21 protein-coding genes are annotated in these 18,783 nt (G+C 41.0%); all 21 read right to left on the bottom strand.

The annotated features are described in order from the left end of the window. Position 1 precedes the first annotated feature (1 nt). The 21 genes from rpsN to rpoB all read right to left on the bottom strand — a co-directional run bounded on the left by rpsN (position 2) and on the right by rpoB (position 18,744). Positions 2-301, bottom strand: a complete 300-nt coding sequence (gene rpsN, locus CLIN57ABFB40_RS18385) for a 30S ribosomal protein S14 (protein ID WP_024988106.1) — start codon at positions 299-301, stop codon at positions 2-4. A 5-nt stretch (positions 302-306) separates the two neighbouring features. Next, a complete protein-coding gene (gene rplE / locus CLIN57ABFB40_RS18380) occupies positions 307-864 on the bottom strand; it encodes a 50S ribosomal protein L5 (protein WP_024988105.1) in 558 nt (185 codons plus the stop codon). Next, positions 864-1,193: a 50S ribosomal protein L24 gene (rplX, locus tag CLIN57ABFB40_RS18375; RefSeq protein ID WP_007747948.1), complete on the bottom strand. Its 330-nt coding sequence runs from the start codon at positions 1,191-1,193 to the stop codon at positions 864-866. Before rplX ends, rplE begins: the two co-directional genes overlap by 1 nt. A 20-nt stretch (positions 1,194-1,213) precedes the next feature. Then, on the bottom strand, positions 1,214-1,579 hold the full coding sequence (gene rplN / locus CLIN57ABFB40_RS18370; protein WP_024988104.1) for a 50S ribosomal protein L14: 366 nt from the start codon (positions 1,577-1,579) through the stop codon (positions 1,214-1,216). A 2-nt stretch (positions 1,580-1,581) separates the two neighbouring features. Beyond that, positions 1,582-1,851, bottom strand: coding sequence for a 30S ribosomal protein S17 (gene rpsQ / locus CLIN57ABFB40_RS18365; protein ID WP_004296341.1), 270 nt, complete (start codon positions 1,849-1,851; stop codon positions 1,582-1,584). Continuing rightward, positions 1,848-2,045, bottom strand: coding sequence for a 50S ribosomal protein L29 (rpmC, locus tag CLIN57ABFB40_RS18360; RefSeq protein WP_005675431.1), 198 nt, complete (start codon positions 2,043-2,045; stop codon positions 1,848-1,850). The genes rpsQ and rpmC overlap by 4 nt, the downstream gene beginning before the upstream one ends. A 5-nt stretch (positions 2,046-2,050) precedes the next feature. Next, entirely contained in the window at positions 2,051-2,485 is a 435-nt protein-coding gene (gene rplP, locus CLIN57ABFB40_RS18355) for a 50S ribosomal protein L16 (protein ID WP_004291234.1), read from the bottom strand. 23 nt (positions 2,486-2,508) lie between these two features. After that, positions 2,509-3,240 carry a 30S ribosomal protein S3 gene (gene rpsC / locus CLIN57ABFB40_RS18350; protein WP_005675430.1) on the bottom strand — a complete coding sequence of 244 codons (732 nt, stop codon included), beginning with the start codon at positions 3,238-3,240 and terminating at the stop codon, positions 2,509-2,511. A 5-nt stretch (positions 3,241-3,245) separates the two neighbouring features. Further along, the gene (rplV, locus tag CLIN57ABFB40_RS18345) at positions 3,246-3,656 is read right to left on the bottom strand and encodes a 50S ribosomal protein L22 (protein WP_005675428.1); all 411 of its coding nucleotides are present in this window, start codon (positions 3,654-3,656) and stop codon (positions 3,246-3,248) included. 36 nt (positions 3,657-3,692) lie between these two features. Continuing rightward, a complete protein-coding gene (gene rpsS, locus CLIN57ABFB40_RS18340; RefSeq protein ID WP_175631412.1) occupies positions 3,693-3,962 on the bottom strand; it encodes a 30S ribosomal protein S19 in 270 nt (89 codons plus the stop codon). Positions 3,963-3,982: 20 nt separating this feature from the next. Next, positions 3,983-4,807, bottom strand: coding sequence for a 50S ribosomal protein L2 (gene rplB, locus CLIN57ABFB40_RS18335; protein ID WP_007747936.1), 825 nt, complete (start codon positions 4,805-4,807; stop codon positions 3,983-3,985). A 5-nt stretch (positions 4,808-4,812) separates the two neighbouring features. Then, complete coding sequence (gene rplW, locus CLIN57ABFB40_RS18330; protein WP_007747932.1) at positions 4,813-5,103, bottom strand: 50S ribosomal protein L23; 291 nt, start codon at positions 5,101-5,103, stop codon at positions 4,813-4,815. A 16-nt stretch (positions 5,104-5,119) separates the two neighbouring features. Beyond that, positions 5,120-5,746, bottom strand: coding sequence for a 50S ribosomal protein L4 (gene rplD, locus CLIN57ABFB40_RS18325; protein WP_175631411.1), 627 nt, complete (start codon positions 5,744-5,746; stop codon positions 5,120-5,122). Continuing rightward, positions 5,746-6,363, bottom strand: coding sequence for a 50S ribosomal protein L3 (gene rplC, locus CLIN57ABFB40_RS18320; RefSeq protein WP_175631410.1), 618 nt, complete (start codon positions 6,361-6,363; stop codon positions 5,746-5,748). Before rplC ends, rplD begins: the two co-directional genes overlap by 1 nt. An 18-nt stretch (positions 6,364-6,381) precedes the next feature. Continuing rightward, positions 6,382-6,687 (bottom strand): 30S ribosomal protein S10, encoded by a 306-nt coding sequence (rpsJ, locus tag CLIN57ABFB40_RS18315; RefSeq protein WP_002558075.1) that lies wholly within the window; start codon positions 6,685-6,687, stop codon positions 6,382-6,384. A gap of 81 nt (positions 6,688-6,768) precedes the next feature. Beyond that, complete coding sequence (gene fusA, locus CLIN57ABFB40_RS18310) at positions 6,769-8,886, bottom strand: elongation factor G (RefSeq protein ID WP_175631409.1); 2,118 nt, start codon at positions 8,884-8,886, stop codon at positions 6,769-6,771. A 47-nt stretch (positions 8,887-8,933) separates the two neighbouring features. After that, complete coding sequence (gene rpsG, locus CLIN57ABFB40_RS18305; protein WP_175631408.1) at positions 8,934-9,410, bottom strand: 30S ribosomal protein S7; 477 nt, start codon at positions 9,408-9,410, stop codon at positions 8,934-8,936. Positions 9,411-9,554: 144 nt separating this feature from the next. After that, positions 9,555-9,956, bottom strand: coding sequence for a 30S ribosomal protein S12 (gene rpsL / locus CLIN57ABFB40_RS18300; RefSeq protein ID WP_005675419.1), 402 nt, complete (start codon positions 9,954-9,956; stop codon positions 9,555-9,557). Between the two features lie 136 nt (positions 9,957-10,092). Further along, on the bottom strand, positions 10,093-10,401 hold the full coding sequence (locus CLIN57ABFB40_RS18295; protein ID WP_175631407.1) for a DUF3467 domain-containing protein: 309 nt from the start codon (positions 10,399-10,401) through the stop codon (positions 10,093-10,095). A gap of 141 nt (positions 10,402-10,542) precedes the next feature. Beyond that, positions 10,543-14,826, bottom strand: a complete 4,284-nt coding sequence (gene rpoC / locus CLIN57ABFB40_RS18290) for a DNA-directed RNA polymerase subunit beta' (protein ID WP_175631406.1) — start codon at positions 14,824-14,826, stop codon at positions 10,543-10,545. Positions 14,827-14,931: 105 nt separating this feature from the next. Next, complete coding sequence (gene rpoB, locus CLIN57ABFB40_RS18285; protein ID WP_175631405.1) at positions 14,932-18,744, bottom strand: DNA-directed RNA polymerase subunit beta; 3,813 nt, start codon at positions 18,742-18,744, stop codon at positions 14,932-14,934. Positions 18,745-18,783 lie beyond the last annotated feature (39 nt).

Below are 18,783 nucleotides of genomic sequence, written 5' to 3'. Positions count from 1 at the left end.
ATTACCAGCTTGCTTTCTTTACGCCCGGTATCAGTCCATTAGATGCCATTTCACGGAACTGAATTCTCGAAATTCCGAATTGGCGAATATAACCTTTGGGACGACCAGTCAGTTTGCAACGATTATGCATACGAATCGGATTAGAATTCTTTGGCAATTCTTGCAACTTCTGTGCAGCTTCGAATGCATCAGCAGGATCACCTGTTCTAACAATTTGCTTCAAAGCAGCTCTTTTTTCGGCGTATCTGGCTACTAATTTAGCACGTTTTACTTCACGTGCCTTCATTGATTCCTTTGCCATATCTATTAGTCTTTTTTAGCGTTTTTAAAAGGTAAACCGAATTCCTTCAGCAATGCATAACCTTCTTCATCTGTTTGCGCAGAGGTTACAAAGGTAATATTCATTCCGAGAATTCTTGTAATACTATCGATATTTATTTCAGGGAAAATGATTTGTTCCTGAATACCAAGGGTATAGTTACCTTTACCGTCAAACTTACTTTCGATACCTTTGAAGTCACGGATACGAGGAAGAGCTACACGAACCAATTTTTCAAGGAATTCGTACATTCTTTCACGACGTAAAGTTACCATAACACCGATCGGCATTTTTTTACGCAACTTAAAATTCGCGATATCTTTACGAGAAATGGTAGCTACGGCTTTCTGACCTGTAATAGCCGTCATTTCATTGATTGCAACTTCAATAATCTTCTTATCGGCAACAGCCATACCTAAACCCTGATTGATGACAATCTTCTTAAGTACGGGTACCTGCATTGTAGAAGAATACTGGAACTGTGATTTCAATGCAGGTGCTATACGCTCTGCATATTCTTTCTTAAGACTAGCAGTATTACTCATTACTTAATCTCCTCTCCTGATTTTTTAGAATAACGCACTACAGTTCTTTTACCTTCCAAAGAACTTACTTTTCTCCCAATACGCGTTGCTTTACCAGTTTTTGGATCAACCGGGTTCAAGTTTGAAATGTGGATAGAAGCTTCCTGCTTCACGATACCACCTTGCGGATTCTTAGCATTCGGTTTTGTGCTTTTAGATACCATATTGATACCTTCTACAAATGCACGTCCTTCTTTAACAAGAACCTTCAATACACGACCAGTTTTGCCCTTATCTTCACCAGCATTTACGTAAACTGTATCGCCTTTTTTAATATGTAATTTACTCATTACTTAAATCTTTTACAAAATTAAAGTACCTCAGGCGCAAGTGACACAACTTTCATGTTTGTAGCACGAAGTTCTCTTGCTACAGGACCGAAAATACGACTTCCTCTAATTTCACCTGCATTATTCAACAACACGCAAGCATTATCATCAAAACGTATATAAGAACCATCAGGACGACGGATTTCTTTCTTTGTACGTACAATCAAAGCCTTTGATACTGCACCTTTTTTAACATCACTAGAAGGAATGACACTCTTCACTGAAACTACAATGACATCCCCCACTGAAGCGTAACGACGACGTGTACCACCTAAAACGCGGATACACATAGCCTCTTTAGCCCCACTGTTATCACATACTGTAAGTCTGGATTCTACTTGTATCATAATTACTTAGCTCTTTCAATTATTTCTACTAATCTCCATCTTTTAGTCTTGCTCAAAGGACGAGTTTCCATGATGCTTACAGTATCACCTATATTGCATTCATTCTTTTCATCGTGAGCATGGTACTTCTTCGTTTTACTAACGAACTTACCATATATAGGGTGTTTTTCCTTAAACTTGGCAGCAACTGTGATCGTTTTATCCATCTTATTGCTCAACACAACCCCTGTTCTTTCTTTTCTTAAATTTCTTGCTTCCATCAAGCTGATCATTTATTGTTAAGTTCTCTTTGGCGTAACTCAGTTTTCATACGCGCAATAGTCCTGCGTAATTGTTTGATTTGAGCAGGATTTTCCAAAGGAGAAATAGAATGATTGATAACCATCTGGTCATAATTAGCTGTTTCTGCCTCTACTCTTTCTACTAAATCACTAGTAGTCATTTCTTTAATTTCTGCAATTTTCATAACACTTACGCATTTTGATTTTGAATATCATAATCACGTCTTACGACAAACTTCGTTGTAATAGGAAGCTTTTGAGCAGCTAAGCGCAATGCTTCTTTCGCGATTTCGTAAGATACCCCTTCAGCTTCAATAATGATTCTACCTGGAGTCACAGGAGCCACAAATCCCTCTGGAGCACCTTTACCTTTACCCATACGTACATCGGCAGGTTTTCTAGTGATCGGTTTATCCGGGAATATACGGATCCAGATCTGTCCTTGACGTTGCATATATCTTGTTACTGCAATACGAGCAGCTTCGATCTGACGGCCTGTAATCCACTTAGTCTCCAAAGCCTTTATGCCAAAAGAACCAAAGGCCAACTGGTTACCTCTCTGGGCATTACCTTTCTGACGACCTTTTTGTTGTCTTCTGAATTTTGTCTTTTTCGGTTGTAACATAGTTTCCTAAAATTCAAATTCGTTTAGCGATTATTTTTCTTTCTTTTGAAGTTCTTTCCGCCGTTGTTTCCACCATTGTTTCCACGACCACTTTCTTTGCTTTGCGTAAAGTTCGGAGCCAATTCTCTCTTACCAAACACTTCACCTCTACAAATCCAAACTTTGATACCCAACAGACCTACTTTAGTCAATGCTTCTGCATGACAGTAGTCGATATCAGCTCTGAAAGTGTGCAACGGAGTTCTTCCTTCTTTATACATTTCAGAACGAGCCATTTCAGCTCCATTCAAACGTCCTGAAATCTGAATTTTGATACCTTCAGCCCCCATACGCATTGTGTTTGCGATAGCCATCTTGATGGCACGACGATAGGCAATTTTACCTTCTACCTGACGAGCGATGTTATTAGCAACAATCACAGCATCTAGTTCCGGTCTTTTCACTTCAAAGATATTGATTTGAATATCCTTGTCGGTAACCTTCTTCAACTCCTCTTTTAACTTATCAACTTCTTGGCCACCTTTACCGATAATAATACCCGGGCGAGCAGTACAAACAGTAATAGTAACGAGCTTCAGCGTACGTTCAATTACGATTCTTGATACACTTGCCTTTGCAAGTCTTGCATTAAGATATTTACGGATTTTGCTATCTTCCAGCAAAGAATCACCGTAATCATTTCCACCATACCAGTTAGAATCCCATCCTCTGATAATTCCTAAACGGTTGCTTATTGGATTAACTTTTTGTCCCATCTACCTTAATTTTGATCTTCGTTATTACTTTTAGCACCAACGAACAATGTTACGTGATTTGAACGTTTGCGAATTCTATAACCTCTACCCTGTGGTGCCGGTCTCATTCTTTTGAGCGTAGCTCCACCATCAACAAAAATCTTTGTTACGAACAACTCGCCGCTTTCTGCTTTACGTTCGTTTTTCTGTTCCCAGTTAGCAATTGCAGAGCGAAGCAATTTTTCCACTCTTGCAGCAGCTTCTTTTGAAGAAAATTTCAAAACACCAAGTGCCCTGTTCACTTCCATGCCACGGATCATGTCTGCAACCAGACGCATCTTACGCGGAGAAGTAGGAACATTTTGCAATTTCGCAAAATACATGGTCTTAAGGGCTTCTTTTCTCTTTTCAGCCGATATTTTTTTTCTTGCTCCCATTATTATTTATTACTTTATTATTTCAAATAAATCCTGTTATTTTTTCTTATTACCAGCGTGTCCTCTGAATGTACGAGTTGGAGCAAATTCGCCCAACTTGTGTCCTACCATATTCTCGGTAACATAAACAGGAATAAATTTATTTCCATTGTGAACTGCAACTGTATGACCTACAAAATCAGGCGAAATCATTGAAGCTCTGGCCCAAGTCTTTACTACGACTTTCTTGCCTGATTCATTCATGGCAAAAATTCTCTTTTCAAGCTTTACGTTAATATATGGACCTTTTTTTAATGAACGACTCATAGTTTACTCAATTAATCAGATTACTTTTTTCTTCTCTCAATAATGTACTTAGACGATTGTTTCTTAGGAGCTCTTGTCTTAAGTCCCTTAGCATACAATCCCTTACGTGATCTTGGGTGACCTCCGGAAGCACGTCCTTCACCACCACCCATCGGGTGATCAACCGGGTTCATAACAACACCACGGTTACGAGGACGACGTCCTTGCCAACGAGAGCGTCCAGCTTTACCTGAACTTTCCAATCCATGATCAGAGTTACCTACACTACCGATAGTAGCTTTACATGTGCTAAGAATCTGTCTTACTTCACCTGAAGGCAACTTGATTACACAATATTTACCCTCACGAGAAGTCAACTGAGCAAAGTTACCAGCCGAACGAACCAAAGCAGCGCCCTGTCCCGGACGTAATTCGATATTGTGAATCACAGTACCTACGGGAATGTTTTGAAGAGGAAGAGCATTACCAATCTCTGGCGCTGCTGTTTCACCTGACATCAGAGTCGCACCAACTTGCAATCCATTGGGAGCAATAATATATCTTTTTTCACCATCAGCATAAAATAACAAAGCAATACGAGCCGAACGATTCGGATCGTATTCAATTGTCTTAACCACTGCTGGAACACCGTCCTTATTTCTCTTGAAATCGACAATTCTAATCACCTTTCTATGTCCGCCACCAATGTAGCGCATAGTCATCTTACCTTCGTTATTACGACCTCCAGATGATTTTTTACCATATACAAGAGACTTTTCTGGTACTGATGCAGTAATTTCTTCGAAAGTACCAATAATTTTATGTCTTTGCCCCGGCGTTGTGGGCTTAAATTTACGTACTGCCATTTTTGTTAAATATTGCTATAAAAATCAATAGTATCTCCTTCTTTTAATGTCACGATTGCTTTTTTGAATGCATTCGTACGACCATTGATGATACCTGCTTTTGTATAACGGCTTTTGTTTTTGCCAGCATACTTCACGGTATTCACATCAACTACTGTAACATTATAAAGAGCTTCAACTTCCTTCTTAATTTCCAGTTTGTTAGCATCAGGACGCACAACGAAGCCGAAACGATTCAACTTGTCAGTGATTGCAGTCATTTTTTCTGTTACCAACGGTTTAATAATAATTCCCATTATTTAAGCCTCCTTTTTAAATTAAGATATTGTCAATAGCTTTCAGAGAGTTTTCAGTAAGCATAACAACCCCAGCATTCAATACTCTGTAAGTATTTAATCCTGAGATAGTCTGAACGTTAGCACCCTCGATGTTACGAGCTGACAAATATACGTTTTTATTTGCTTCCGGTAAAACCACAAGTAGCTTTTTGTCGGAAACTTTAAGATTTTTTGTCATTGCAATGAAATCTTTTGTCTTCGGAGCTTCAAAAGTGAAGTCTTCTACAACAACAATTGCATTGTTTTGAGCTTTATAAGACAAAGCGGACTTCCGAGCCAATGTCTTAACTTTTTTATTCAACTTAAAGAAGTAGTCTCTTGGTTTCGGACCGAAAACACGTGCACCACCAACAAGAACCGGTGAATTCATATCACCACGACGTGCTCCACCGCCACCTTTCTGGCGACCGATCTTACGAGTAGAACCACTGATTTCACTTCTTTCTTTTGACTTATGAGTACCCTGACGCTGATTGGCCATAAATTGTTTTACGTCCAGATAGATAGCGTGGTCGTTGGGCTCAATGCCGAAGATAGATTCGTTTAACGTAACCTTTCTCCCAGTGTCTTCACCTTTAATATTATATACGTTAACTTCCATTATTTCTCAATTAATACGATTGAACCTTTGCAACCCGGGATAGAACCTTTGATCAAAAGAAGGTTATGCTCCGCGATCACTTTTAATACCTGCAAGTTTTGTACAGTGACTCTGTCACCACCAAGCTGTCCGCCCATGCGCATTCCTTTGAATACTTTTGCAGGGTAAGAACAAGCACCAATAGAACCCGGTTTACGAGCACGGTTGTGCTGACCGTGAGTAGACTGACCTACACCACCAAAACCATGTCTTTTTACTACACCCTGAAAACCTTTACCCTTAGAAGTGCCAACAACGTCAACAAAGTCAGCGCCATCGAACAACTCTACGGTAACTGTATCACCCAAATTCAATTCTGTTTCAAACTCTTTGAACTCAGCCAAGTGTCTCTTCGGTGTTACTCCAGCTCTTTTGAAGTGCCCCATCAACGGTTTAGTTGTATGTTTTTCCTTTTTGTCCTGGAAACCCAACTGAACAGCTGCATAGCCATCTTTCTCTACTGTTTTAACCTGAGTAACAACACAAGGACCTGCTTCGATAACAGTGCATGGTACATTCTTACCATCGGCACTGAAAACGGATGTCATTCCGATTTTTTTTCCTAATAATCCTGGCATTTCACTAATTTTTAATTATCAAACTTTAATTTCTACTTCCACACCACTCGGTAACTCCAATTTCATCAGAGCGTCTACTGTCTTAGCTGTTGAGCTATAGATGTCGATCAATCTCTTATAAGAAGAGAGTTCAAACTGTTCACGAGACTTTTTATTAACGAAAGTCGAGCGGTTCACGGTAAAGATACGCTTGTGCGTAGGAAGAGGAATTGGACCACTAACGATAGCACCTGTAGCCTTTACAGTTCTTACAATCTTCTCAGCAGACTTGTCAACCAAGTTGTGGTCGTAAGATTTCAATTTAATTCTAATTTTCTGACTCATTATATTTTAAATTAAGATAGTTATAAATAAGATAAAGCGGCAGGCTAAGAGTCATTCGCTAGCCTGCTGCTCTAGATATTTTTAGAGTAAATCAGCACGTCCCTTTACTTCTTCCAATACCGCCTTAGCAATAGAAGTAGAAACCTGAGCGTGATGAGAGTAAACCATTGATGAGGTTGCACGACCTGAAGTGATAGTACGTAACGCAGTTACATAACCAAACATTTCAGCCAACGGAACCATTGCCTTCACGATGCGAGCACCAGAACGACTAGACTCCATGCCTTCAACCTGTCCACGACGTTTGTTCAAGTCACCGATAACATCACCCATATTTTCTTCCGGAGTTACAACCTCTAGCTTCATGATAGGCTCCATCAGAACAGGACCTGCCTTAGCACAAGCATTCTTATATGCCTGAATAGCACAAATCTCGAAAGACAACTGATCTGAGTCAACTGGGTGGAACGAACCATCAACCAATGTTACTTTCAACGAATCCAGCGGATAACCAGCCAAAACACCATTCTTCATAGCGCTTGTGAAACCTTTCTGAACCGACGGAATAAATTCCTTAGGAATATTACCACCCTTCACTTCATCAATAAACTGCAATCCACCTTCTTTGAAGTCTTCGTCAACAGGACCAATCTTAACGATGATATCAGCAAATTTACCACGACCACCAGATTGTTTCTTATAAACTTCACGAAGATCAACTGTCTTAGTGATAGCTTCTTTATAATTAACCTGAGGTTTACCTTGATTACATTCAACTTTAAACTCGCGTTTCAAACGGTCAATGATGATATCCAAATGAAGCTCACCCATACCCGAAATAACTGTTTGACCAGTTTGTTCATCAGTTTTCACTGTAAATGTCGGATCTTCTTCAGCCAGCTTAGCCAGACCATTAGACAATTTATCCATGTCTTTCTGAGTCTTAGGCTCTACTGCGATACCAATTACAGGTTCCGGGAAGTCCATAGATTCAAGTACAATCGGGGCAGTTTCATCACACAAAGTATCACCTGTGTGAATATCTTTAAAACCAACACCAGCACCAATATCACCAGCACCAATCACTTCAACCGGATTCTGCTTGTTTGAGTGCATCTGGAACAAACGAGAAACACGTTCTTTCTTACCAGAACGAGAGTTATAGATATAAGAACCAGCTTCAATCTTACCTGAATATACACGGAAGAAAGTCAAACGACCTACATAAGGGTCAGTTGCAATCTTAAATGCCAAAGCAGAAGTCTTTTCATCATCGCTTGGCTTACGATCCTCTTCAGCACCTGTTTCAGGATTTGTACCGATCACGTTTTCCGTATCCAATGGAGAAGGCAAGAAAGCACAAACATAATCAAGCAATGTCTGAACCCCTTTATTCTTAAACGAAGAGCCACAAAGCATCGGCACAACAGCCATCTGAACAGTTGCATTACGAAGAGCTCTCAATACTTCTTCTTCAGTAATTGTAGAAGGGTCATCAAAATATTTCTCCATCAAAGCATCGTCAAATTCAGCTACTTTTTCGAGCATTTTATCTCTCCATTCATTAGCTTCATCAACCAAATTTGCAGGGATTTCTTCTACTGTATAGTCAGCGCCCATTGTTTCATCATGCCAGTAAATAGCTTTCATTTTAATCAGGTCTACAAGCCCCTTGAAAGATTCTTCAGCACCAATAGGAACAACGATCGGGCAAGGATTAGCTCCCAAAACGTCCTTCATCTGGCGTACAACTTCAAAGAAGTCAGCACCAGAGCGGTCCATTTTGTTTACATATGCAATACGCGGTACATTATATTTATCAGCCTGACGCCATACAGTCTCCGATTGCGGTTCCACGCCACCTACTGCACAATAAGCAGCAACAGCACCATCCAGGATACGCAACGAACGTTCTACCTCTGCAGTAAAGTCTACGTGTCCCGGAGTATCAATCAAGTTAATTTTATAAGTATCACCAGCATACTTCCATCTTGTTGTCGTCGCAGCAGATGTAATAGTAATACCACGTTCTTGTTCCTGCTCCATCCAGTCCATAGTAGCAGCACCATCATGCACCTCACCAATTTTGTGAGTCAATCCAGTATAGAACAGAATACGTTCAGAAGTTGTTGTTTTTCCGGCATCGATGTGAGCCATGATACCGATATTACGAGTCAAATGTAAATCTTGCTTAGCCATTTTATTTTCCTTTACTTTAAGTTTTTAATTGATTATATCTTATAGTATTAGAATCTAAAATGAGCGAATGCACGGTTAGCTTCAGCCATTCTGTGCATATCTTCTTTACGCTTATAAGCACCACCTTGTTCATTGAACGCATCCATGATTTCAGCAGCCAATTTATCAGCCATAGATTTACCACCTCTTTTACGAGCATACAAAATCAAGTTCTTCATTGAAACTGATTCTTTACGATCCGGGCGAATTTCAGTAGGAACTTGGAAAGTAGCACCACCTACACGGCGAGACTTAACTTCCACTTGTGGAGTCACATTATCCAAAGCCTTTTTCCAGATTTCGAGAGCTGATTTTTCTTCGTTAGGAAGTTTTGCTTTCACTGTTTCCAGAGCGGCATAAAAAATCTCGTAAGATGTATTTTTTTTGCCATCATACATCAAATGATTTACGAACTTAGAAACCTTTTGGTCATTAAAAACGGGATCCGGAAGGATAACGCGTTTTTTGGGTTTTGCTTTTCTCATTTGTTTGAAAAATAATGTTTTTGTTCTTGGTTGTCTACCTCTTGACTTCTTCAACTCCCCCACCGGAGAATTTACTCAACCTTTAGCATTTCCAACAAACTAAAACGTAAGTTATTACTTTGATTTTAATTTAAGTTTTAATCCTTATTTCTTTTTAGCCGGTGCAGCTTGTCCCGGTTTCGGGCGCTTAGCTCCGTATTTAGAGCGTCTTTGAGTACGACCAGCAACACCTGCTGTATCAAGAGTACCACGAACAATGTGATAACGTACACCCGGAAGGTCTTTTACACGACCACCACGCACCAAAACGATTGAGTGCTCTTGCAAATTGTGTCCTTCTCCCGGAATGTAAGAGTTCACCTCTTTTTGATTAGTCAAACGTACACGGGCTACTTTACGCATTGCAGAGTTCGGCTTCTTCGGAGTAGTAGTATATACTCTCACGCAAACGCCACGTCTTTGAGGACATGAATCCAAGGCTGGAGATTTACTTTTCTCCACCAGCACTTCGCGTCCTTTTCTTACTAATTGCTGAATTGTAGGCATTTTAATTGTTTTTTGATTTATATTATTGTTATATTAATTTCGTAACTATACATTTTGGGCTGCAAAAATACGAATAATATTTGAATATTCAATGCACTACAACCTTTTTTTATTTTTTAATATTTTTATATCACTCTCATGCTTCGCCTTTTACGCTCGTTAGAGGAGCAATGGGAGATTCATCGGAAATACGTATCGTACCAAACACCCGTTCATACTTGGCAATATTATCTTCCAATGCACGCAACAGACGCTTTGCATGCTCAGGAGCCACGATTATACGAGATTGTACGTCAGCTTTCGGCATCCCCGGCATCACACGTATAAAATCAAGAATAAATTCTGAACTTGAATGAGTTATGATAGCAAGATTGGCATATGTACCTTGCGCTACCTCTTCTTTCAACTCAATCTGTAATTGTCCGTTATTATTTTGTTCTTCCATTATTTAATATAATTAATGTTATTCTGCAAAATAACACAATTTTCTCGAGACAAAGACAATACGCTCAAATAAAAAGAGACAAAAAAGGAGCAATTACCTCATTCGGCAATCGCTCCTTCTCATATAGTCAATTGAATTGTATTATTCTACTTCATTGTAGTCGAGCACTGTTTTCTTGTTAGCCAAGATACGGTCATACTCTTCTTTTGAACCAACGATAAGTTTTTCAAATTCACGTTGTCCTGTACCTGCCGGAATCAAGTGACCACAGATCACATTTTCCTTCATACCTTCAAGTTTATCAATCTTACCGTTAATAGCAGCTTCATTCAATACCTTCGTTGTTTCTTGGAAAGAAGCAGCCGACATAAAGCTTGAAGTCTGTAAAGCAGCACGTGTGATACCTTGAAGAATCTGAGTAGATGTGGCAGCAACAGCATCACGAACCTCAACAGGTTTCAAGTCACGGCGTTTCAGCATACTATTCTCATCACGCAACTTACGGGCAGTTACAATCTGACCAGCTTGCATACTTTGGGAATCACCTGCGTCAACCACAACTTTCTTACCCCAAATACGGTCGTTTTCTTCCATGAACTCCAGTTTGTCTACAACTTGTTGTTCCAAAAAGCGAGTGTCGCCCGGTTCGTCAATCTGTACTTTACGCATCATCTGGCGAACGATAATCTCGAAGTGCTTGTCATTGATTTTCACACCCTGCAGACGATATACATCCTGCACTTCATTCACGATATATTCTTGTACAGCCGTAGGACCTTTAATAGCCAAGATATCTGCCGGAGTAGTAGCACCGTCAGACAACGGAGTACCAGCACGTACATAGTCATTTTCCTGTACCAGAATCTGCTTAGATAACGCAACTAAATATTTCTTGACCTCACCAGTCTTAGAAGTTACAATAATCTCACGGTTACCACGTTTAATCTTGCCCATCGTTACCTCACCGTCAATTTCAGAAACAACAGCAGGATTAGACGGATTACGAGCTTCAAACAATTCAGTAACACGAGGAAGACCACCCGTGATATCACCTGCTTTACCTACGGCACGCGGAATCTTCACGATAACTTCACCGGCTTTCACCTTCTGACCATTTTCGATAATCACGTGACCGCCCACCGGTAAGTTATAAGTACGAATCAAATCACCATCTTCAGTCAAGATATGAGCCGAAGGAACTTTCGTCTTATCCTTAGATTCGATAATGATAATTTCACGAAGACCTGTGGCTTCATCCGATTCAACCTTATAAGTAACGTTCTCAATTACGCCCTCAAACTCGATTTTACCGGTTGCTTCTGTGATAATAACAGCATTGAACGGGTCCCATTTAGCAATCAGCTTGCCTTTTTCTACCAAGTCGCCATCACCTACATACAACGTTGAACCATAAGGAACATTATGAGTAGAAAGAACGATGTTGGTATTTACGTCTACGAAACGAACTTCAGCCAAACGACCTACTACTACTTTCGCAGACTCACCCATTTCATCAACAATATCTACTGTACGCAACTCTTCAAATTCAAGACGTGCATTATTCTTAGCAACGATACTTGCATTTGCTGCTATATTGGCAGCAGTACCACCGGCGTGGAATGTACGCAATGTCAACTGTGTACCCGGCTCACCGATAGACTGAGCAGCAATTACACCTACAGCTTCACCCTTCTGAACCATGCGGCTCGTAGCTAGGTTACGTCCGTAACATTTAGCACAAACACCCTTCTTAGCCTCGCAAGTCAATACCGAGCGGATTTCAACACTCTCGATTGGAGAATCTTGAATCTTCTTGGCAACTTCTTCCGTGATTTCTTCTCCACCAGCAACAAGTAATTCGCCAGTAGTAGGATGAATAATATCATGTACGGAAACACGCCCCAAGATACGTTCGTACAGAGTAGCAATAACTTCATCATTATTCTTAAGGTCTGTACAAACCAATCCACGGAGTGTACCGCAGTCTTCCTCCGTAATAATCACATCGTGCGATACGTCTACCAGACGACGAGTCAAATAACCGGCATCAGCAGTCTTTAAAGCGGTATCCGCCAAACCTTTACGAGCACCGTGGGTAGAGATAAAGTATTCCAATACCGAAAGTCCTTCTTTAAAGTTCGACAAAATCGGGTTCTCAATGATCTGACCACCTTCAGCACCTGCTTTCTGCGGTTTTGCCATCAAACCACGCATACCTGACAACTGACGAATCTGTTCTTTAGAACCACGGGCACCAGAATCAAGCATCATATACACAGAGTTGAAGCCTTGATCATCCGAAGAAATTGTCTTCATCAAGATGTTAGACAACTCAGAGTTAACATGTGTCCAAATATCAATAACCTGATTATAACGTTCATTATTGGTAATGAAACCCATGTTATAGTTATTTACGACTTGTTCTACTTCATCGTAACCTTTCTGTACCAAAGTTTCCTTTTCCTTCGGAATGATAATATCACCCAAGTTGAATGACAAGCCACCCTCGAACGCCATCTGATAACCTAAGTTCTTGATTCCATCCAGGAAGTCGGCAGCTTTAGCCACACCGCACACCTTAATTACATCACTAATAATATCACGAAGAGATTTCTTAGAGATAATAGTATTGATATAACCAGCTTCAGGCGGAACGATTTCATTTACAATCACACGTCCAACCGAAGTTTCGCGCATTACGTCTACAATATTACCATTTTCATCAACGTCTTTCACGATTACCTTCACCGGAGCATGGATATCTACTTTACCTTCATTATAAGCAATCAATGCCTCTTCCGGACCATAGAATGTCAGACCTTCGCCCTTAGCACCAGCACGCAACTTAGTGATATAGTACAAACCAAGAACCATATCCTGCGCCGGTACAGTAATAGGCGCACCGTTTGCCGGATTCAAAATATTATGTGATTGAAGCATCAACATCTGTGCTTCAAGAATTGCCTCATTACTCAAAGGCAAGTGAACAGCCATCTGGTCACCGTCAAAGTCAGCATTAAATGCCGTACATGCCAACGGATGCAACTGGATTGCCTTACCTTCAATCATTTTCGGTTGGAAAGCCTGAATACCCAAACGGTGCAGTGTCGGAGCGCGGTTCAACAGTACCGGATGCCCTTTCATTACATGTTCCAAAATATCCCAAATCACCGGTTCCTTACGGTCAACAATCTTCTTTGCAGACTTGACAGTCTTAACAATACCGCGTTCGATAAGCTTGCGGATAATAAACGGCTTGTACAATTCAGCAGCCATTAATTTAGGAATACCGCATTCGCCCATTTTCAATTCAGGACCAACGACAATTACCGAACGGGCAGAGTAGTCAACACGTTTACCTAACAAGTTCTGACGGAAACGTCCTTGTTTACCTTTCAAACTGTCAGACAATGATTTCAACGGACGGTTGGCATCTGTCTTTACAGCACTTGATTTACGTGAGTTATCAAACAAAGAATCGACAGATTCCTGAAGCATACGTTTTTCATTACGCAAAATTACTTCCGGAGCCTTGATTTCGATGAGCCGTTTCAAACGGTTGTTACGGATAATCACACGACGATAAAGGTCGTTCAAGTCTGATGTAGCAAAACGACCACCATCCAACGGAACCAACGGACGAAGTTCGGGCGGGATAACTGGTACGATACGTACAATCATCCATTCCGGTTTGTTACGTCCGCGTGATGAACGGAACGATTCGACTACCTGAAGACGTTTCAACGCTTCATTCTTACGTTGCTGTGAAGCATCGTTACCTGCACGGTGACGCAATTCGTAAGACAAAGCATCCAAATCCAGACGAGCCAGCAAATCATAGATTGCTTCAGCACCCATCTTTGCAACAAATTTATTCGGATCATTATCTTCAAGATATTGATTGTCCTTTGGAAGTGTATCCAGAATATCCAAATATTCCTCTTCTGAAAGCAAATCATATTCAGCTACGCCATCTTCAGCTTTTACACCTGGCTGAATAACAACATAACGTTCGTAGTATATAATCGAATCCAGTTTCTTTGTCGGCAATCCGAGCAAATAACCGATTTTATTAGGGAGCGAACGGAAATACCAAATGTGAGCCACCGGCACAACCAATTGGATATGTCCCATACGTTCACGGCGTACTTTTTTTTCAGTAACTTCCACACCACAACGGTCGCAGACGATACCTTTATAACGGATACGCTTGTATTTACCGCAATGGCACTCATAATCCTTGATAGGACCAAAGATGCGCTCGCAGAACAAACCGTCACGTTCAGGTTTGTACGTACGGTAATTAATGGTTTCAGGCTTCAAAACTTCACCACTCGAATTCTCAAGGATTTCTTCCGGAGAAGCCAAACCAATTGAGATCTTCGAGAAATTACTTTTCGTCTTATTTTCTTTTCTAAAAGCCATACTCTATATAATTGAGATTTGATAATTGAATCATTGGAAATTGAAAAAGACACGGATGTCAACAAACCGTTAACGGTTTGTTGACACCACGCATTCTTCATTATTTTATTCTAGGTTGATACTCAAACCTAAACCTCTCAACTCGTGTAACAATACGTTCAAGGACTCCGGAATACCAGGTTGCGGCATCGGTTCACCTTTCACTATTGCTTCATAAGCTTTCGAACGTCCTACCACGTCATCAGACTTGATAGTCAGAATCTCCTGTAGGATATGAGCAGCACCAAAGCCTTCGAGTGCCCAAACTTCCATTTCTCCGAAACGCTGACCACCGAATTGTGCTTTACCACCAAGAGGTTGCTGAGTAATCAATGAGTACGGACCGATAGAACGAGCGTGCATCTTATCTTCAACCATGTGACCTAACTTCAACATATAAGTTACTCCCACAGTTGCCGGTTGGTCAAACTGCTCACCTGTACCACCATCACAGAGATAAGTCTTACAGTAGCGGGGCAATCCTGCCTTATCTGTCCACTCATCCAGATCATCCATTGTTGCACCATCGAAAATAGGAGTTGCAAATTTCACACCTAATGTTTTTCCGGCACGTCCAAGTACAGCTTCGAAAATCTGACCAATGTTCATACGTGAAGGCACACCCAACGGATTCAATACAATGTCAACTGGGGTACCGTCTGCCAAGAACGGCATATCTTCCTGACGTACAACACGTGACACGATACCCTTGTTACCGTGACGACCTGCCATCTTATCACCTACACCAATCTTACGTTTCTTGGCAATATATACTTTAGCCATCTGAATAATACCAGCAGGAAGTTCATCACCAATAGTGATAGCAAACTTCTTACGTTTCAGCTCAGCATCTAGTTCTTTATATTTCTTAATGAAATTCATCACCAAATCACGAATCATGCCGTTAGTGTGCTCGTCACTTGTCCAATTACTCAATTGGATAGAAGTGAAATCAAGCGAATCAAAATCTGATGCACTGAACTTAGCCCCCTTGGCAATCACCTCTGCACCCAAATAGTCTTTCACGCCCTGCGAAACCTTTCCTTCTGTTAAAGTCATCAGTTTTTTAACCAGAATACGTTTCAAGTCCGCAACCTTAGATTCAAATTCATCATCAATCTTAGGCAACAATGCTTTGTCTGCAAGTTTAGAACTACGGTTCTTAATGACACGTGAGAATAGCTTCTTGTCGATAACTACCCCTTTCAAAGAAGGAGAAGCTTTCAGTGAAGCATCTTTTACATCACCGGCCTTGTCACCGAAGATTGCACGAAGCAGTTTTTCTTCAGGAGAAGGGTCAGACTCACCTTTCGGAGTAATTTTACCAATCATGATATCACCCGGCTCGATACGTGCACCGATTCTTACGATACCATTTTCATCCAAGTCCTTGGTAGCCTCTTCACTAACATTCGGGATATCAGAAGTCAGTTCTTCCATACCACGTTTTGTTTCACGAACTTCCAAGGAATACTCTTCCACATGAACTGAAGTCAACAGGTCTTCACGTACCACACGTTCGTTCAAAACGATAGCATCCTCATAGTTGTACCCCTTCCAAGGCATATAAGCTACCAGCAAGTTCTTACCCAATGCCAACTCGCCTTTTTCAGTAGAATAACCTTCTGTCAAGATATCACCTTTCTTCACACGCTGCCCTTTGTCACAAGTAGGACGCAAGTCAATCGTCATATTCTCGTTAGTCTTACGGAACTTAGGTATTCTATATTCTTTCAAAGCCGGTTCGAAACTTACAAATTCTTCATCTTCCGTACGGTCGTACAAAATACGAATTGTAGTAGCGTCAACATAGTCAACGACCCCATCTCCTTCCGCAGTAATCTGCGTACGAGAGTCTCTGACCAACTGACGTTCAATACCTGTACCCACAATCGGCGCCTCGCTTCTCAACAATGGAACAGCCTGGCGCATCATGTTTGATCCCATCAATGCACGGTTAGCATCATCATGTTCCAAGAACGGAATCAGTGAAGCTGCAATTGACGCAATCTGCTGAGGAGAAACGTCCATCAAGTCAACTTCCGACGGTTCCACAACAGGGAAGTCAGCATCCTGACGAGACTTAACCTTATTACGCACAAATGTACCATCATCGTTCAACGGAGCGTTACCCTGTGCAATAATCTTTTCCTCTTCTTCTTCAGCAGTCAGATAAATCAGACCATTATCAGAAAGATCCACCTTGCCGTTTTCAACCTTACGGTAGGGAGTTTCAATGAATCCGAGCTCATTAATCTTAGCGAATACACACAACGAAGAAATCAAACCGATATTCGGACCTTCAGGAGTTTCAATCGGACAAAGACGACCGTAGTGTGTATAGTGAACGTCACGAACCTCAAATCCTGCGCGTTCACGAGAAAGACCACCAGGACCCAGTGCAGACATACGACGCTTGTGCGTGATTTCAGCCAGCGGGTTTGTCTGGTACATAAATTGAGACAAGGCATTCGTTCCGAAAAAAGAATTGATCACAGAAGAAATAGTCTTCGCGTTAATCAAGTCAATCGGAGTAAACACTTCATTGTCACGAACATTCATACGTTCACGAATCGTACGAGACATACGAGCCAAACCAACAGCAAACTGGTTAGAAAGCTGTTCGCCCACTGTACGTACACGACGGTTGCTCAAGTGGTCAATATCATCCACATCTGCCTTAGAGTTAATCAACTCAATCAGATATTTGATGATTTCAATGATATCTTCCTTTGTGAGGACACGCACGTCCATATCAGTCGTCAAGTTCAACTTTTTGTTGATTCTGTAACGACCTACATCACCAAGGTCATATCTTTTTTCTGAGAAGAACAAGTTGTTGATAACTTCACGCGCACTTGCGTCATCAGCCGGATCAGCGTTACGCAACTGACGGTAGATATACAACACAGCCTCTTTTTCCGAGTTACTCGGGTCCTTCTGCAGCGTATTATATATAATAGAGAAATCAGACTGGTTCGGCTCATCCTTGTGTAAAAGAATGTTCTGAACTCCCGATTCCAAAATTTCATCAATATGCTCCTCTTCCAGTACGGTTTCGCGGTCGATAATAACTTCGTTACGTTCAATAGAAACCACTTCACCGGTATCTTCATCAACGAAATCTTCAATCCATGTTTTCAAGACACGTGCAGCCAGCTTGCGCCCCAGCACTCTCTTCAGATTTGTCTTGTTAACCTTCACATCTTCTGCAAGGTTGAAAATCTCCAGGATATCTTTGTCATTCTCGAAGCCAATCGCACGCAACAGAGTAGTTACCGGCAATTTCTTCTTACGGTCAATGTATGCATACATCACATTATTGATGTCAGTAGCAAACTCAATCCACGAACCTTTAAACGGAATAATACGAGCCGAATAAAGTTTTGTACCATTGGCATGCACGCTTTGACCGAAGAACACACCCGGAGAACGGTGAAGTTGTGACACAACTACGCGTTCGGCACCGTTAATGACGAAAGTAGCCTTATCAGTCATATAAGGAATCGGGCCAAGGAATACGTCCTGAATCACTGTATCAAAATCCTCATGATCGGGGTCCGTACAGTAAAGCTTAAGTTTCGCTTTTAAAGGAACACTATAAGTGAGCCCACGCTCTATACAATCATCAATGGTATAACGCGGCGGATCAATATAATAGTCCAGAAACTCAAGAACAAAATTGTTTCTAGTATCGGCAATAGGGAAGTTTTCAGCAAATACTTTATACAATCCCTCATTCTTACGCTTTTCAGGTGGGGTATCTAATTGTAGAAAGTCTTGGAATGACTTCAATTGTACTTCCAGAAAATCCGGATATTCGAGCGGATTCTTAGTCGAAGCAAAATTAACTCTTTGATTTACAGTATTTGAAGACATCTAGTAATGAATTTGGAGAACTTAATTTGAAATATATAC

The sequence above is a fragment of the Bacteroides acidifaciens genome (genome assembly GCF_903181435.1).
Classification (GTDB): domain Bacteria; phylum Bacteroidota; class Bacteroidia; order Bacteroidales; family Bacteroidaceae; genus Bacteroides.
The sequence above is the reverse complement of the archived record's forward strand: the minus strand, read 5'-3'. Positions and strand labels throughout refer to the sequence as shown.

Bases quoted from the DNA above. Each gene is read 5' to 3' on its own strand.
- rpsN (WP_024988106.1), bottom strand. From the start codon at position 301: ATGGCAAAGGAATCAATGAAGGCACGTGAAGTAAAACGTGCTAAATTA.
- rplE (WP_024988105.1), bottom strand. From the start codon at position 864: ATGAGTAATACTGCTAGTCTTAAGAAAGAATATGCAGAGCGTATAGCA.
- rplX (WP_007747948.1), bottom strand. From the start codon at position 1,193: ATGAGTAAATTACATATTAAAAAAGGCGATACAGTTTACGTAAATGCT.
- rplN (WP_024988104.1), bottom strand. From the start codon at position 1,579: ATGATACAAGTAGAATCCAGACTTACAGTATGTGATAACAGTGGGGCT.
- rpsQ (WP_004296341.1), bottom strand. From the start codon at position 1,851: ATGATCAGCTTGATGGAAGCAAGAAATTTAAGAAAAGAAAGAACAGGG.
- rpmC (WP_005675431.1), bottom strand. From the start codon at position 2,045: ATGAAAATTGCAGAAATTAAAGAAATGACTACTAGTGATTTAGTAGAA.
- rplP (WP_004291234.1), bottom strand. From the start codon at position 2,485: ATGTTACAACCGAAAAAGACAAAATTCAGAAGACAACAAAAAGGTCGT.
- rpsC (WP_005675430.1), bottom strand. From the start codon at position 3,240: ATGGGACAAAAAGTTAATCCAATAAGCAACCGTTTAGGAATTATCAGA.
- rplV (WP_005675428.1), bottom strand. From the start codon at position 3,656: ATGGGAGCAAGAAAAAAAATATCGGCTGAAAAGAGAAAAGAAGCCCTT.
- rpsS (WP_175631412.1), bottom strand. From the start codon at position 3,962: ATGAGTCGTTCATTAAAAAAAGGTCCATATATTAACGTAAAGCTTGAA.
- rplB (WP_007747936.1), bottom strand. From the start codon at position 4,807: ATGGCAGTACGTAAATTTAAGCCCACAACGCCGGGGCAAAGACATAAA.
- rplW (WP_007747932.1), bottom strand. From the start codon at position 5,103: ATGGGAATTATTATTAAACCGTTGGTAACAGAAAAAATGACTGCAATC.
- rplD (WP_175631411.1), bottom strand. From the start codon at position 5,746: ATGGAAGTTAACGTATATAATATTAAAGGTGAAGACACTGGGAGAAAG.
- rplC (WP_175631410.1), bottom strand. From the start codon at position 6,363: ATGCCAGGATTATTAGGAAAAAAAATCGGAATGACATCCGTTTTCAGT.
- rpsJ (WP_002558075.1), bottom strand. From the start codon at position 6,687: ATGAGTCAGAAAATTAGAATTAAATTGAAATCTTACGACCACAACTTG.
- fusA (WP_175631409.1), bottom strand. From the start codon at position 8,886: ATGGCTAAGCAAGATTTACATTTGACTCGTAATATCGGTATCATGGCT.
- rpsG (WP_175631408.1), bottom strand. From the start codon at position 9,410: ATGAGAAAAGCAAAACCCAAAAAACGCGTTATCCTTCCGGATCCCGTT.
- rpsL (WP_005675419.1), bottom strand. From the start codon at position 9,956: ATGCCTACAATTCAGCAATTAGTAAGAAAAGGACGCGAAGTGCTGGTG.
- CLIN57ABFB40_RS18295 (WP_175631407.1), bottom strand. From the start codon at position 10,401: ATGGAAGAACAAAATAATAACGGACAATTACAGATTGAGTTGAAAGAA.
- rpoC (WP_175631406.1), bottom strand. From the start codon at position 14,826: ATGGCTTTTAGAAAAGAAAATAAGACGAAAAGTAATTTCTCGAAGATC.
- rpoB (WP_175631405.1), bottom strand. From the start codon at position 18,744: ATGTCTTCAAATACTGTAAATCAAAGAGTTAATTTTGCTTCGACTAAG.